This window comes from Nocardia sp. NPDC055321 (assembly GCF_053645575.1).
Window position 1 is genome coordinate 184,395 of the sequence record NZ_JBSHMS010000010.1, and the last position, 15,089, is coordinate 199,483.

The window sequence follows — 15,089 nt, forward strand, 5'->3', positions numbered from 1 at the left end:
TTTCACTCCCCCACCGACAGCTCGCGGCGCAGCACCTTGCCGGTCGCGTTGCGCGGCAACGCGTCCGAGGTGACCAGCCAGCGCGCGGGCACCTTGAAATAGGCCAGGCGCTGGGCCACGTGGTCCCGGAGTTCGTCCACGGTCACCGCGTCCGGATCGGCCACCACCACGACGGCGGCCACCTCCTGCCCGAGATCCTCGTGCGGGATGCCGATCACGGCGGATTCCTGAACCAGCGGATGCTCGTCCAGGGCGTTCTCGATCTCGGTGGGATAGACGTTCTCGCCGCCGCGCAGGATCAGATCCGAACGCCGCCCGGCCATTTGCAGCCTGCCCTCGGACAGGAAGCCGAAGTCGCCCGTGCGCAGCCAGCGGTTCTCGTCGATGCTCGCGCCGGTGGCGACGTCGTCGTTCCAGTAGCCGAGCATGACGTACGCGCTGCGGATGCAGATCTCGCCCTCGACACCGTCGGGAACCACCCTGCCCTCGGGATCGCGAATCTCCACCGCCACACCGATGATGGGCCGGCCGACCGTCTCCGGCCGCGCCGCCAGCTCGGGCGGCGTGGCCACCGTCGCGGCGGTGCCGCTCTCGGTGCAGCCGTAGCTGGTGGTCAGGGCCACCTGCGCCACGGGCAGGCGCTCGCGCAGGCGGGCCTGCAGGGCGGGCGAGGACGGCGCGGCGTTGAGCGAGAACGCCGCGAGCGAGGTGAGGTCGTACCGCTCCAGGTCCGCGTCCAGCAGGCGGCTGGCCATGGTGGGCACCGCGCCCCAGTTGGTGATGCGCTCGGATTCGATGAGCCCGAGCACCCGATCGGCCTCGAAGGACCCGGTCTGGAAGATGACGGCGTCGCCCGTGCGCAGGCGCGGGATCACCAGGTTGTGCAGGCTCGCGATGTGGAACAGCGGCGAGGTGGTCAGGAAACGGCGGCTGGTGGGCGAACCGTCCCACGGCAGGCCGCGGAAACCGGCCGCCAGGGCGTCGGTGAAACGGTGATAGTCGCTGACCGCCACCATGTTCCGGTGCGAGTGCACCACGCCCTTGGGACGTCCGGTGGTGCCGCTGGTGTACAGGATGCAGGCCGGATCGTCCTCGCCCACGGCGATTTCCGGCAGTGCGCCGGCGAATTCGGCGACCAGCGCGGGCAGATCGGTCTCCATGGTGAGCACCGGGATGCTCGCACCGCTCTCGGCGAGCAGCGCGGCCCGCTTGGCGTCGGCGATCACCACCTTCGGCTCGGTGTGCGCGAGGCCGTAGGTGATCTCCTGCGGCGCCCACCAGGCGTTGTAGCCGACCGGGATCGCGCCCAGGCGCTGTGCGGCCCAGAAGGTCAGCACCCATTCGGGGGTGTTGGCCGCCAGAATGCCGATCCGATCACCCCTGCCGACGCTGTAGCGATCGGCCAGGGCGGCGGCCAGCGCGCCCGCCGCCGCGTGATGCTCGGCGAAGGTCACCCGGGTGTCTCCGGAGACCAGGTAGTCACGGTCGCCCAGCGCCCGCGAATCGTCGAGCACCTCGAGCAGGGAGCGGCGGCGATTCCGGAACACCGGGATGGTCGCGCCGAGCACCGGCTCGGCGGTCATCTCGAACGGCCCGCCCGGTCCGGTGAGCTTCGCGGCGATCTGGGCCGCGAGTGCTTGGAGGTCAACGGCTTGCGTCATGGATCAATCCTCGGGTGGTAAGGGCGGAACTCAGCGGAAGGTGGCGTTCAGGTAGGCGTCGGCGCGGTCGGAGCCGATCAGGCCGGTGGCCATGCGATTCATGGCGTAGGCGAAGGTGATCCGGCGATCGAGGTCGTTGACGACCATCGCCCCGCCCAGACCGCCCCACCAGCACACGCGGCCGTCGGGCACCGTCGGCGCGGTCTGCGCCTGCGGCAGGCCGTAACCGATGCCGAACCGCAGCGGCAGCATGATCGCCAGGTCGATCCCGTCGGACTGCTGCTCGAAGATCAGGTCGATCGTCTTGGGCGACAGGAACTTACGCCCGCTCAGCTCGCCGCCGTTGCTGATGATCGACTGCACCCGGGCGATCGAGCGCGCGTTGCCGTGGCCGTTGACCGCGGTCTCCGCGGCCCGCCAGGCCGGGGTCCCGCATTCGGCGAAGTCGAGCAGGGGCTGGAACAGCGTCTTGAACATGACGCTGTCCTGCGGCAGCAGCGACTGATCGAACTCCGGCAGGTCCGGCGGGATCAGGGTGGCGATGCGGTCGAAATGCTCGGGGCCGGTGCCGATGTGGAAGTCCGCGCCGAGCGGTCCGGCCAATTCCTCGGCGAAGAACCTGCCGAAGCTGCGTCCGGTGATGCGCTGGATCAGCGCGCCGATCAGGTGCCCGTAGTTCATGGCGTGGTAGCCCGAGGCCGTGCCCGGCTCCCACCACGGTTCCTGGGCTGCCAGCCGGTCGGCGGCGGCCTCGTGGTCGTAGATGTCGGCGAGCTCGATCGGCGCCTCCCAGCCGGACACCCCGGAGGTGTGCGCGAGCAGCTGCCGTACTTCGATGTCGCCCTTGCCCTTGGCCGCGAACTCCGGCCAGTAGTGCGCCACCTTCTGGTACACGTCCAGCTCACCGCGATCCACCAGCACCAGCGCGCACAGCGCCGCCATGGTCTTGGTGATGGAGAAGGAGTTCACCAGCGTGTCCGCGCCCCAGCGCACGGTCCGCTCCGGATCCGCCCAGCCGCCCCACAGATCCACGACCGGTTCGCCGTCGGCCACCACGCACACCGAGGCGCCCAGCTCCGCGCCGGACTCCACCTGTTCGGCGAAAGCCTCTCGCAGAGCAGCGAATTCGTCGGAGCAATAACCCGAGATGTTGGTCATTTCCGTACCCTCTCAGACCTGCGCCGCGGCGCGCGCCGGAACCGGCAGGGCGAATCCCGTCGCGGCGGCGCGCTTGGCGCCGCGCGCCATCTCGCGCTCCAATTCCCGGACGTAGGGCTCGAATTCGGTCTGGATGGTGTGGCGCGGCGAATCGTAGTAGCGCCCGCTGCGGGCCTGCTCGTTCATGCGGATGGCCTCGTGCATCTCCACGTCCGAGGGCAGGTGGTAGTTGCCCGTGAGGTAGGCGGCGATGAGTTTGGACTGCTGCTCGGCGAAGTTCACCAGCGTCGGCATCGGCTGCGCCAGACCGAGATAGAACAGATTGTCGACCCCGGGCTTGATCATGTGCCGGTACAGCGGGATCCGGTTGCGGGAGTCGGGCACCAGGTCCGGGTCGGCGAAGAACGGGAAGGAGATGTGATAGCCGGTGGCGCAGACGATCACGTCCACCTCCTCCACGCTGCCGTCCGCGAAGTGCACGCGGTCGCCGTCCAGGCGGGTGATGGCGGGCTTGAAGTCGATGTCACCGCAGCCGGCCCGGTGCAGGAATTCCTCACTGGCGGACGGATGCGCCTCGAACGGCAGGTGATCGGGCTTGGGCAGGCCGTAATCCTCCATGTTGCCGCGGTTCTTGACCACGAACCGCTGCTTGAGCTTGAGGCCCAGCTTGGGCGGCATCCACGACGGCATCGACGACTTGTCGCCCACCTTGCCGTTCACGTACTTGGGCAGCACCCACACCCCGCGCCGGGCGGACAGGAAGAACTTCGAGGCGATGAACCGCTGCGACAGTTCGCTGGCGATGTCGAGCCCCGAGTTGCCCATGCCGACCACGACGATGCGCTTGCCGCGCATGTCGACCGGATCGAACGGGTCGTTGTAGGCGTGCGAGTGCATCAGGACGCCGTCGAATTCGCCCGGATACTCCGGCAGCCGGGGATCCCAGTGGTGACCGTTGCAGACCAGCAGCACGTCGTAGGTCTCGGTGCGGCCGGTGTCGGTGGTGATCACCCACAGGCCCGCGGCATCACGCTTGGCGCCGATCACCTTGGTGCCGAAGATGATTCGGTCCCGGATGCCGAAGTGGTCGACGTAGTCCCGGAAGTACCGGTGCAGCTGGGAATGATGCGGGAAGTCCGGCCATTCCTCGGGCGCCGGGTAGTCCTCGAAGGCCAGCCGGAACTTCGAGGTGTCGATGTGCAGGCTCTGGTAGCAGGCCGACATGCCGTTCGGATTCTTGAAGTACCAGTTCCCGCCGACCTCGTCGGAGGCCTCGTAGCAATCGAACGGGATGCCGTACTCGGCGAGACGCTTGGCGGCGGTGATGCCGGACGGGCCCGCGCCGATCACGCAGACCCTGGGCAACTCTCGGGAAATCAATGAACTCTCCTGCTTCGGCTTTTCCGGAATTGGGTCACAATCCCCTGCCGGACGTGATGTGACACACACGCTAGCAGTCACTAGACATAGTGTCTAGTGAATCAACAAACGTCTACTATCAGGGGCGTGACCCGGACAGACGTAGACTCGAGCAGCGGAAAGAGCCATCGCACCGACGGCTTTCGCTCCCCCTACCAAGGCGGCCAAGCACCCATGCAGACCGAACCGGCGACCGGCGAGATGACCACCACCCGGCGGACCTCGCTGCGCGACGAGCAGAAGCGGCTCACCCGCACCCGGCTCATCGAAGCCGCGAAGGGGTTGTTCACGACCCAGGGGTACGCGCCGATCCGGGTGGACGACATCGCCGCGGCGGTCGGCTGCAGCCGGGCCACCTTCTATCTGCACTTCACCGGGAAGTCCGATGTGCTGCGCGCGATCGCCGAACAGGGCGCGCTGCCGAGCGTGCAGTACTTCTACGAGGACCTCGACCACGTGCTGGAATCGGGCTCGCGCACCGAGTTCGCGGCCTGGATGCGGCGCTCCATCGACTGGTTCCAGGAGTACAAGGACCTGCTGCCCGCCTGGGACGAGGCCACGGCCCTGGAGCCGGAGTTCCGGGAGGTGGCGCGCGAGGGCATTCTCGCGGTGCCCAACGTCATGACCGCGTATCTCTCACGCTGGCCGCAGGATCGCCAGGACGAGGCGCGGCTGCGGATCGAACTGCTGGTGGCTCAGCTCGAACGGTTCTTCACGCGCTGGGCCATGCAGGGCACCATCGACGTCTCCGCGGACGAGGCGGCGACCGTGCTCACCGACATCTGGTACCCGGCACTGCAGACCCCGGAGCTTCCGCAGGGTCCGGCAAATTCGCAGCGAGACTAGTTCGGCAAGAATGTGATTCGGGCTTGTTTCAATTCCCAGAATGCGCGGAGGGCCACGATGAGGCCGGCCGAATTCACGCGATAGGTGAACACGCCGTCCACCTCCACGGCCCGGCCGTCGCGCTCGCTGCGAATGACGCCCACGAAAGCGACCTCGTCGCCGCAGGCATAGGAATCGACCATGCGGAAGTCGATCACACTGCGCGCGATGGCCATGTCCCAGAAGGCCGCGATGGCCTCGGGCCCGGCGTGGCCCTCACCCACCGGATCGTAGGGCGAGACCCCGATCGGATCCTCGACCCGCGCCTCGGGCGCGAACAGCGCCAGCCACGCGGCCCGGTCACGGACGCGCACCGCGGCCTGGGAAGCGAGTCCGGCACGGCGGGCAGGGTGTTCGACCGACATACGGCCATCCTGGCCGGACCGGGGCGGATGCGGGCGCACCCGGCCCGCTCAGCGAGACCGTACGGGCCCGCGACACGACTCGGGCCGGTCACCACGAATGGTGACCGGCCCGAATACGCGAGCGCCGAACGCGACCGAGATCAGTGGGTGTACGCGGCCGAACCGGAGTAGCCGAAGCCGGCCATCGGGCTGTTCGCGGTCGCCGGATCATTGGCCAGGGTCTGACCGCTGCAATCCGCGTCGGTGAGACCGGTGATCTTGCAGGCGGCCAGCGGATCGAAGGGATCCACGGCGGGAGCGGCCGCGGCGGGGGCGAAGGACCCCGCGGCACAACCGACGATCAAACCTGCTGTCACAACGAGCTTTTTCACCAGGGAGCCTCCGAGCGTTATCGAATTTACCTTTCGCACAGTGCCACGGCACCGCGGAAAGCACCAAACACTCGGAGCTTCCGGTGATTCGCTCAGGCCGCGCGAACGGTGGTCAACTGATCCGCACCGGCAAGGTAGCGATCGATCAGCAAACGGACGATGGCGGGATGGACACCGATGGGTTCGGCGACCCCGTCCGCGCCGGCCTGATGCAGCCGCTCGTGGAACAGTCCGTGCGCGAGCAGGTACGAGGCGATGAAGACCCGCCGCGCGCCCGCGGCGCGCAACTCGGCCACCACCTCGGGCACCCGGGGCTCGCCGGTGGCGATGTACGCCAGCCGGACCGGCGCCCCGATCTGCTCGGCGAGCAGCCCCGCCGCGCGCCGGACATCCTGGCGCGCACGGGCATCGGAGGATCCGGCGGCGGCCAGCACCACCGCGTCACCGGGCCGCCAGCCCGCCGCGCGCAGGCGCATGCGCATGACCGCGGCCAGCGCCGGGTCCGGGCCCATCGCCGGGGTGACCGCGACCGCGTCGTGCTCGCTCGCCGCCACCTCGCGCGGAACATCCTGGTAGACGTGGTATCCCGAGGCCAAGAAGGCCGGAACCACCACGGCGGGAACCGATCCCAGATCGCCGAGCACCTCGGCCGGCGAAGGCCCGAGCACGTCGACGAAGGCCGTGCGCACCAGCGACTCGCGCGCCGGCGCCGATGCCGCCCCGAATGCGGCACCGGACGCCTGCGCGCCGAGTTCGAGCGCGACCGCCTCGGCGAGCGCGGCGATCATCTGCACACCCCGGGTGCTCCTGGTGCCGTGTGCGACCAGCACCAGGGCCGGGGCGGTCACCACGCCCCCGCAACCGGAGCGGGCCGCGTGGCCCGCACCGGAACGCCGGAACCGCTCACCGGCGGGGCCGGGTGCACCGGGCGCGCGGCGCCGGTCACCGGGGGCTCGGCCGGGCGCGCGGGAACACCGCGGGCGGGCAGATCCTGCCGGGCGAAATTCGAGGTGCGCGGCGGAAACGGCTGTCGCGCCGCGGAAGTCGCGGGCGGAGCCGGAGCCACCGGGCGCGTGTTGTCGATGCATTCGGCCGGATCGAGCGCGAGCCGGTAGCCGCGCTTGACCACGGTCTGAATGGCCTTGGGCGTACCGAGACCGGCACGCAGCCGGGCGATGGCGGTCTCCACCGCGTGGGTGTCGTCCCCGCCGCCGGGCAGCGCCGCCAGCAGATCCTCACGCGAGACCACGCGGCCGGGCTGGCGGGCCAGCGAGCGCATGAGGGCCATGGGCGCGGGCGCGAGCTGGCGGACCTGCCCGTCCACCACCACGCACGCGCCGCGCACGCTCAGAATGTGTCCCGCGGCCTGAATACGGTTGGCGCGCCGGGGCAGTTCCTCGGCCACGTGCCGGGCGAGCGCGCCCAGCCGGGCCCGGCCCGGCATGGAGGTCGAAACGCCCAGCTCCTCCAGCGGCGCCGCGGTGATCGGGCCGACGCAGGCCGCCAGCACCCGCCCGCGCAGCGCGTGCAGCACCGGCTCGAGCAGCCCGGTTTCCTTGGCGCGCATCAGCAGTGAGGCCACCGCGGGCGCGCTGGTGAAGGTCACGCAGTCGATGCCCGCGGTGACGATGGCCTCGATGAGGCGGTCCATGGGGGTGCGATCCTGCGGCGGTGTCCAGCGGTAGACCGGCACCGGCACGACATCGGCTCCGGCACAGCGCAATACCTCGCAGAAGTCCGGAACCGGCTCCCATTCGGTGGTCGCGCCGTGCAGCTGCACCGCGATCCGCACGCCCTCGACGCCCTGGGCCAGCAGGTGATCGAGCACCTCGGCGGAGGACTCCGAGGCGGGTGACCATTCCTCGCGCAGTTCGGCGGCGCGGATCGCGCCCTTGGCCTTGGGGCCGCGGGCGAGCATGCGGGTCGAGGCGAGGGTCGTGCGCAGTTCTTCGGCCAGGCCCCAGCCCTCGGCGGCCTCCATCCAGCCGCGGAAGCCGATGCCGGTGGTGGCGACGGTGATCTGCGGCGGATCGGCCACCAGCTGACGCGTGACGCGTTCGAGTTCGGTGTCGTCGGCCAGGGGAATGATGCGAATGGCCGGCGCGGTCACGATGGTGGCGCCGCGGCGAGCGAGCAGGGTGCCGAGCTCATCGGCCCGGCGCGCCGCGGTGATCCCGATCGTGAAACCGGCCAGCGGGGTACCCGCGTCGAGCTCGGTCATGCCGTACCCCCGGTGGTGTCCGGGGCGCCGGGAAACTCCAACGGCGAATTCGACAGTGCGACAACACCGTCCACCACGCGGACGCCGTATACCGGCAGTGCCACGCCGTCATCGTCCAGGCAGCGCCCGTCGATCAGCGAGAACGCCTGCTTGAGCAGCGGGGACGCCACGACGGGCACCCCGCCACGATCACCGACGATGCCGCGCGACATCACCGCAGCCCGCCCGAACGGATCGATATTGCCCACGGCGTACAGGGTTCCGTCCGCCAGCAGGAACAGGGCGGCTTGCTGGCCGCCCTTCAGCAACACCGCCACGCCGCGGCCGGGAATGAGGTAATCCAATCGGCAAGCCGGGGTCCAGCCGGTAACGCTGGTCGCGGTGCCTGGTGTGTCGATCACGGTCATCGGTAACTCTCCTCCGAACGTCCTGACCTATTGGTACCGACGTCCTGTTTCCATGCGGTTAAGCGGTCATTTCCCCGACGTGGCGACCCGAACGGCTTCGTCACAGTTCCCGGCCGGGACCGACGTGGTCCACGGCCGGGGCACTTGCGCACGCGGTGCCGGGCGGGTCGCCCGGCTGCGTCAGGGAGCCGGCGTAACCGGTACGGCGGGCAGGCCCAGCAGCACCGGGACCTTGCGCTCGCCGCTGTCGTCGAAGCCGATGGTCGGGTCGGACTCCTGCGGGGCGTTGACGAAGGACACGAAGCGCGAGAGCTTGCCCTCGTCCTCGAGCACGGCCGCCCACTCGTCCCGGTAGCCCGCCACGTGGCGTTCCATGGCCTCTTCCAGATCCGCGGCGATACCCAGGCTGTCGTCGCAGACCACGGCCTTGAGGTAGTCCATGCCGCCCTCGAGGGCCTCCTGCCAGGGTGCGGTGCGCTGCAGGCGGTCGGCGGTGCGGATGTAGAACATGAGGTAGCGGTCGATGTAGCTGATCAGGGTCTCGTCGTCGAGGTCACCGGCCAGCAGCACCGCGTGCTTGGGGGTCAGGCCGCCGTTGCCGCCCACGTACAGGTTCCAGCCGTGCTCGGTGGCGATGACGCCGACATCCTTGCCGCGGGCCTCGGCGCATTCGCGCGCGCAGCCCGAGACTGCCAGCTTGATCTTGTGCGGGGAACGCAAACCGCGGTAACGCTTTTCGAGCAGCACGGCCATGCCGACCGAATCCTGCTGACCGTAGCGGCACCAGGTGGAACCGACGCAGGACTTCACCGTGCGCAGCGACTTGCCGTACGCGTGACCCGATTCCATGCCCACGTCGACCAGGCGCTGCCAGATCTGCGGCAGCTGCTCCACGCGGGCGCCGAACAGGTCGATGCGCTGACCGCCGGTGACCTTGACGTACAGGTCGAAGTCCTTGGCGATCTGGCCGATGGTGATCAGCTGATCGGCGGTCACCTCACCGCCGGGCATGCGCGGCACCACCGAGTAGGTGCCGTTCTTCTGCAGGTTCGCCAGGAAGTGATCGTTGGTGTCCTGCAGCGCCGCCTGCTCGCCGTCGAGGATGTGCTCGCTCGAGGTCGAGGCCAGGATGGAGGCCACGGTCGGCTTGCAGATGTCGCAGCCGGATCCGGTGCCGTGCTTGGCGATCAGACCCGAGAAGGTGCGGATGCCGGTGGACTGCACGATGTGGAACAGCTCGGCGCGCGACTGCGAGAAGTGCTCGCACAGCGCCTTGGACTGCTCCACGCCCGACTGCTCGAGGAGCTTCTTGAGCATGGGAACGCAACCGCCGCAGGAGGTTCCGGCGTTGGTGCAGCTCTTGAGCGCCGGCACGTCGCAGGCGCCCTCGGCGATCGCGCCGCAGATCGAGCCCTTGGAGACGTTGTTGCAGGAGCAGATCTGCGCGTCGTCCGGCAGCGCGTCCGCGCCCAGTTCCGCGCCGGCGGGCGAGATCAGCGCCGCGGGCTCGGCCGGCAGCGGGCGGCCGACCAGCGGGCGCAGCGCCGAGTACTGGGTCGCGTCGCCGACCAGGATGCCGCCGAGCAGGGTCTTGGCGTCATCGGAGACGACGAGCTTGGCGTAGGTGCCCTTGGCGGCGTCGTGCAGCACCACCGAGAGCGCGCCCTCGGTCTTGGCGTGCGCGTCACCGAAGCTGGCCACGTCCACGCCGAGCAGCTTGAGCTTGGTGGACAGATCCGCGCCCGGGAACTCGCCCGCGCCGCCGAGCAGGCGGTCCGCGACCACCTCGGCGGTGCTGTAGCCCGGGGCGACCAGGCCGTAGCAGACACCCTCGATGGCCGCGACCTCGCCGATGGCGTAGATGTTCGGGTCCGAGGTACGCAGCCCCAGGTCGGTGATGATGCCGCCGCGCGGCCCGACCTCGATATCGGCGGTGCGGGCGATCTCGTCACGGGGACGGATGCCCGCGGCGAACACCACCATGGCGGCGCTGAGCTTCGACTCGTCCGAGAAGGTGACCTCGAGTCGCTCGGACAGCGGTGCGTCCGGGCGGGATTCGATGGCCGAGGTGCCGACGCCGGTGTGCACGACCAGGCCCAGCTCGGTGACCAGCTGCTCCAGGATCGCGCCGCCGCCCTCGTCCACCTGGGCGGGCATCAGCCAGTTGTTGTACTCGACCACGTGCGGGGTCATGCCGAGCAGGCGCAGCGCGTTGGCCGCCTCCAGGCCCAGCAGACCGCCGCCGACGACCACGCCGACCGCGCCCGGGCCGGCCGCCTCGGCGGTGGCGCGGATGCCGTCCAGATCCTCGAGGGTGCGGTAGACGAAGCACTGCTCGGCCTCGTGGCCCGGCACCGGCGGCACCCAGGCGTACGAACCGGTGGCCAGCACCAGGGCGTCGTAGCCGATGATGTCCCCGGCCGAGGTGGTGACCTTGCGGGCGGCCTTGTCGATGGTGTCGGCCTTGCAGCCCAGACGCACCTCGACCAGGTCGTCACCCGGGTAGTCGTTGCCGGCCAGCGCCAGCGCCGAGCTCTCCCACACCCCGACGTAGGAGGACAGGCCCACCCGGTCGTAGGCGGCGAGCGGCTCTTCGCTCAGCACGATGACCTGCCAGGCGTTCGCCTCGTCGCGGGAGCGCAGCGCCTCCACGAACCGGTGTCCCACCATTCCGTGGCCGACGACAACCGCGGTCTTACGTTCGACTGTGTTCGTCATGACAGTCCTTTCGAGATGGGGAACGGGTCAGGCCCGGGCCGAGGAGGTGGACGGTGCGGATTCGGCCTCGAGCACGAAGGCTTCGGCCTCGACCACGACATCGGGGTCGGAAGACGGTGCGCGCAGGCTCGGACGGCGGACGAAGACCGTCCAGCAGACCGCGGCGCAGACCACGTAGAAGGCCATGAACACCCAGAAGGCGGTGGTGGCCGAGGCGGTGGCGGAGTACGAGGAGCGCAGCACCAGGTTGATGCCCACGCCGCCGAGCGCGCCGATGGCGCCGACGAAGCCGATGAGCGCGCCCGAGCAGTTCTGCGCCCACGCCGCGCGATCCGCCGAATCACCTTGCATGCTGCGGGATTTCGCCTCGAACACGGAAGGGATGATCTTGGTGACCGCGCCGTTGGCGAGGCCGGAGATGACGAACAGCGCGACGAAGCCGATGATCATGGCGGTCAGCACGCCGCCGGTCGGGCGGCCCGCGTTGTCCCCGATGGTGCTGGCCGTCGCGACCAGGACGGTCGCCGCGGTCATGCAGCCGAACATGTACAGCGCCACCCGGCTGCCGCCGATGCGGTCGGCCCACTTGCCGCCGTACGGGCGGGCCAGCGAACCCAGCAGCGGGCCGATGAAGGCGATCGAGGCGGCGTGCAGCACGGCGTCGGCGGCAGTGGCGCCACCGGCCTTGAAGTTGATCTGCAGCACCTGGCCGAAGGCGAAGCTGTAACCGATGAACGAACCGAAGGTGCCGATGTACAGGAAGGCGATGGCCCAGGACTGCGGCACCTTGAGCGCGGTGATCATGAAGGACAGATCGGCCTTCTGATTCTTGACGTTGTCCATGTTCAGCGCCGCGCCCAGCGCCGCGATGATGATGAGCACCAGGTAGATGCCGCACACGATCGAGGCGTGGCCGTAGGCGTTGCCCATGGTGGCGATGACCGCGAGGCCGATCAGCTGGATCACCGGGACGCCGATGTTGCCGCCGCCAGCGTTCATGCCCAGCGCCCAGCCCTTGAGCCGCTGCGGGAAAAAGACGTTGATGTTGGACATCGACGAGGAGAAGTTGCCGCCACCCAGGCCCGCGAAGGCCGCGATGATCAGGAACGTCGTGTACGAGGTGTCCGGGCGGTTGATGAAGAACAGCGTCAGCAACACCGGGATCAGCAGCGCCAGCGCGCTGACGATGGTCCAGTTGCGGCCGCCGAACTTGGCGGTCGCCACGGTGTACGGAATCCGCATGACGCCGCCGACCAGGGTCGGCACCGCGGCCAGGAAGAACTTGCCCGGGGTGTCGATGTGGAACACGTCGGCGGGCATGAACAGCACCATGACCGACCAGATGGTCCAGACCGAGAAACCGATGTGCTCGGCGAAGACCGACCAGATCAGATTGCGGCGCGCGATGTCCTTACCACCGGCTTCCCAGGCGTCGATGTCCTCGGCGTCCCAGTGCTCGATGTCGCGATTACGCGTCAGCGTCTTCAAAGCGGCCCTCCTGAAATCTGGATGACTTCAAGGTAGGAAACCGGTATTGCCGCAATGCTGCGCGAAATGACCGTTAAATCAACGGTTGCTCACGATTACCCGGATATCGGCGTGAGAAGAATGGGTTTGTTTCCACCGTGTGACACAAGGGTTTCCGGGTGTCACCAAACGCCCAACTACGTCACCACGACCCGTGAGGTGTAAGCGCCGCCACATAGCATGCGCGCTACCTCACGGGTCGGCAACTCGAAACGTGAAATCAGTGCCAGGTGTCCTCGAGCAGGCTCGGCTTGCACGCCACCCAGGCGCCGCCCAGCAACACCAGCACCGCCACCGCCAGGAAGGCGAACGGGACCAGCCAACCGTGAGTCATCGAATGCAGGACGCCGAAAACCAGCGGTCCCAGGCATGCCACGGTGTAGCCGACGCCCTGGGTGAAGCCCGAGAGCGCGGCCGAACCGGCCGAGGTGCGGGTGCGCAAGTTGATCAGCGTCAGCGCCATGGGGAAGGTCGAGGGACCCAGGCCCAGCAGCACCACCCAGACCAGCGGCGCCGCCATGGGCGCGATCAGCAGACCCGCGAAACCGGCGAAAAAGCTGATGGCGCAGCCGATCACGACCGGGAACGGATTGCGCATCCGGCCGACCACGATCGGCGCGGTGAGCGCGGCGACCAGGCCGATCAGCGCGAAGACGCCGACCATGCTGCCGCCGAAGGAGGCGCTGGCCCCGGCGTCGGAGAAGATCGTCGGCATCCAGGTGAACATGGAATAGGTGATGAGCGAGGTCATGCCGAACATGAGCGCCATGCCCCACGCGAGCGGCGAGCGCCACACCTTGCCGGTGCTCTCGAAGGGCTCCGGCGGCAGTTCGGTGCTGTCCGCGCGCGCGTGATCGCGGCGGATGCGCAGGACGCCCAGCCACGGCAGCACCGCGGCGAAGGCCAGAATCGACCACAGCCCCAACGAGATTCGCCAGCCGTGCGCCTGGGCCACGGGCACCGCGATCAGCGCGGGCACGACGGTGCCCAACTGGACCATGACGATGTAGAGGGAGCTGAGCAGCGCCAGCCGGTCGGAGAAGTAGCGCTTCACCAGCGGCGGGATCACCACGTTGCCGATGCCCATACCGGTCAGCGCGAGCGCGGAGAAGGCCAGCAGCTCCCAGGTCGCGGGCACGATCGCGCGGATCAGACTGCCCAGGCCGGTCATGACCATGGCGAGCAGGACCGTGCGCTCGAGCCCGAAGCGGCGGGTCAGCAGCGGGGTCAGCAGGCCCGCGAGCGCGAACATCGCGGTCGGGAGCATGCCGAAGACGCCGACGACGGCGGTCGAGTACCCCATGGAGTCGCCGATTTGCGCGGCCAGCGGGGTGAAGGCGGTGACCGCGACGCGCAGGGTGAGCGCGGACATGATGATCGCGGCGAGTACCAGCAGCCTGCCCTCGAGCAGCGAACGCTTGCGCGCGGCGGGCGCCGGGGCGCGGCCCGACGGGTCGACGAGCGCCCGCTGCGGATCGGCAGCGGCGGGAGCCCGGTCGCGGGACGTCGAGGTATTCAGCGTCGCAGTCACCACGAAATCATAGGATGACCCGATGATGTGATGCAAAGAATGTGAGGCACGGTACGCTGTCCCACGTGCAACCAGTCCGGCGCACGAGCCTCATCGCCCAGGTGACAGAGCAGCTTCGTGCCGAAATCCGTTCCGGCCGTTGGCCCGTCGGCTCGCGTATCCCCACCGAGCCCGAGCTCACCGAGCTCACCGGGACCGGCCGCAACACCGTGCGCGAGGCCGTCCAGGCGCTCGTGCACGCCGGCATGGTCGAGCGCCGCCAGGGCTCGGGCACCTACGTGATCTCCACCTCCACCCTCGGCGGGGCGCTCACCGAGTACTTCGCCGATGCCCAGCAGCGCGACATCCTCGAACTGCGCCAGGCCCTGGACACCACCGCCGCCGCCCTGGCCGCGCGCCGCCGCGACGCCGGCGACATCGCCAATCTGCAACAGCTGCTGGAAGAACGCCGGATCGCCTGGGACGACGATCTCGAGACCGCCATCGAGGCGGACGTGCAACTGCACCGCGCGATCGTGGTCGCCAGCCACAACGCGGTGTACCTCGAGTTCTACGACTCGCTGCTGCCGGTGATCGAGGCCGGGATCCGCTCCCGCTCGGAGAAGGCGGGCGAGGCGTACCACGCCGAGCACATCGAACTGGTGGAAGCCGTCATCGCGGGCGACCCGGAACGCGCGGCCCGCGCCGCGGACTGCTTCCTGGGCTCCCTCATCGCCGAATATCCGGACGCGCGCTGAATCGCACGGGTAACCGAAAGGTCACCACCGTGATTCTCCGGACGTGAGCCGGAATTGCCCTCGACGTCACCGAAAGCGACGTCGTCGTA

At 69.1% G+C, this 15,089-nt stretch carries 13 protein-coding genes; 2 read left to right on the forward strand and 11 right to left on the reverse strand.

Features of this window, described 5'->3' with window-relative positions:
* Positions 1 to 2: 2 nt before the first annotated feature.
* Genes ACWIGI_RS18170 through ACWIGI_RS18180 form a run of 3 tightly spaced genes read right to left on the reverse strand, consistent with a single transcriptional unit; the run spans position 3 to position 4,199 of the window.
* Complete coding sequence (locus ACWIGI_RS18170) at positions 3 to 1,661, reverse strand: class I adenylate-forming enzyme family protein (RefSeq protein WP_454203556.1); 1,659 nt, start codon at positions 1,659 to 1,661, stop codon at positions 3 to 5.
* 30 nt (positions 1,662 to 1,691) lie between these two features.
* The gene (locus tag ACWIGI_RS18175) at positions 1,692 to 2,819 is read right to left on the reverse strand and encodes a serine hydrolase domain-containing protein (protein ID WP_454203557.1); all 1,128 of its coding nucleotides are present in this window, start codon (positions 2,817 to 2,819) and stop codon (positions 1,692 to 1,694) included.
* A gap of 12 nt (positions 2,820 to 2,831) precedes the next feature.
* Positions 2,832 to 4,199, reverse strand: a complete 1,368-nt coding sequence (locus ACWIGI_RS18180) for a flavin-containing monooxygenase (protein ID WP_454203558.1) — start codon at positions 4,197 to 4,199, stop codon at positions 2,832 to 2,834.
* A gap of 213 nt (positions 4,200 to 4,412) precedes the next feature.
* Here ACWIGI_RS18180 and ACWIGI_RS18185 point away from each other — a divergent pair, with 213 nt between their 5' ends.
* Positions 4,413 to 5,084, forward strand: a complete 672-nt coding sequence (locus ACWIGI_RS18185) for a TetR/AcrR family transcriptional regulator (protein WP_454203559.1) — start codon at positions 4,413 to 4,415, stop codon at positions 5,082 to 5,084.
* Here ACWIGI_RS18185 and ACWIGI_RS18190 read toward each other — a convergent pair.
* The 8 genes from ACWIGI_RS18190 to ACWIGI_RS18225 all read right to left on the reverse strand — a co-directional run bounded on the left by ACWIGI_RS18190 (position 5,081) and on the right by ACWIGI_RS18225 (position 14,104).
* Positions 5,081 to 5,488 carry a nuclear transport factor 2 family protein gene (locus ACWIGI_RS18190; RefSeq protein ID WP_454203560.1) on the reverse strand — a complete coding sequence of 136 codons (408 nt, stop codon included), beginning with the start codon at positions 5,486 to 5,488 and terminating at the stop codon, positions 5,081 to 5,083. The genes ACWIGI_RS18185 and ACWIGI_RS18190 overlap by 4 nt on opposite strands.
* Before the next feature lie 140 nt (positions 5,489 to 5,628).
* A complete protein-coding gene (locus ACWIGI_RS18195) occupies positions 5,629 to 5,844 on the reverse strand; it encodes a hypothetical protein (protein WP_454203561.1) in 216 nt (71 codons plus the stop codon).
* 107 nt (positions 5,845 to 5,951) lie between these two features.
* Positions 5,952 to 6,707, reverse strand: coding sequence for a sirohydrochlorin chelatase (locus ACWIGI_RS18200; protein WP_454203562.1), 756 nt, complete (start codon positions 6,705 to 6,707; stop codon positions 5,952 to 5,954).
* Positions 6,704 to 8,080 (reverse strand): uroporphyrinogen-III synthase, encoded by a 1,377-nt coding sequence (locus ACWIGI_RS18205; RefSeq protein WP_454203563.1) that lies wholly within the window; start codon positions 8,078 to 8,080, stop codon positions 6,704 to 6,706. The genes ACWIGI_RS18200 and ACWIGI_RS18205 overlap by 4 nt, the downstream gene beginning before the upstream one ends.
* Positions 8,077 to 8,487: a nitrite reductase small subunit NirD gene (gene nirD, locus ACWIGI_RS18210; protein WP_454203564.1), complete on the reverse strand. Its 411-nt coding sequence runs from the start codon at positions 8,485 to 8,487 to the stop codon at positions 8,077 to 8,079. The genes ACWIGI_RS18205 and nirD overlap by 4 nt, the downstream gene beginning before the upstream one ends.
* Positions 8,488 to 8,667: 180 nt before the next feature.
* Positions 8,668 to 11,205 carry a nitrite reductase large subunit NirB gene (nirB, locus tag ACWIGI_RS18215; RefSeq protein WP_454203565.1) on the reverse strand — a complete coding sequence of 846 codons (2,538 nt, stop codon included), beginning with the start codon at positions 11,203 to 11,205 and terminating at the stop codon, positions 8,668 to 8,670.
* A 27-nt stretch (positions 11,206 to 11,232) separates the two neighbouring features.
* Positions 11,233 to 12,693: a nitrate/nitrite transporter gene (locus ACWIGI_RS18220; protein WP_454203566.1), complete on the reverse strand. Its 1,461-nt coding sequence runs from the start codon at positions 12,691 to 12,693 to the stop codon at positions 11,233 to 11,235.
* A 259-nt stretch (positions 12,694 to 12,952) separates the two neighbouring features.
* Positions 12,953 to 14,104, reverse strand: a complete 1,152-nt coding sequence (locus ACWIGI_RS18225) for a CynX/NimT family MFS transporter (protein ID WP_454203664.1) — start codon at positions 14,102 to 14,104, stop codon at positions 12,953 to 12,955.
* Between the two features lie 224 nt (positions 14,105 to 14,328).
* On the opposite strand from ACWIGI_RS18225, the gene ACWIGI_RS18230 reads away from it, so the two are divergent.
* Entirely contained in the window at positions 14,329 to 15,000 is a 672-nt protein-coding gene (locus ACWIGI_RS18230; RefSeq protein ID WP_454203567.1) for a FadR/GntR family transcriptional regulator, read from the forward strand.
* Positions 15,001 to 15,089 lie beyond the last annotated feature (89 nt).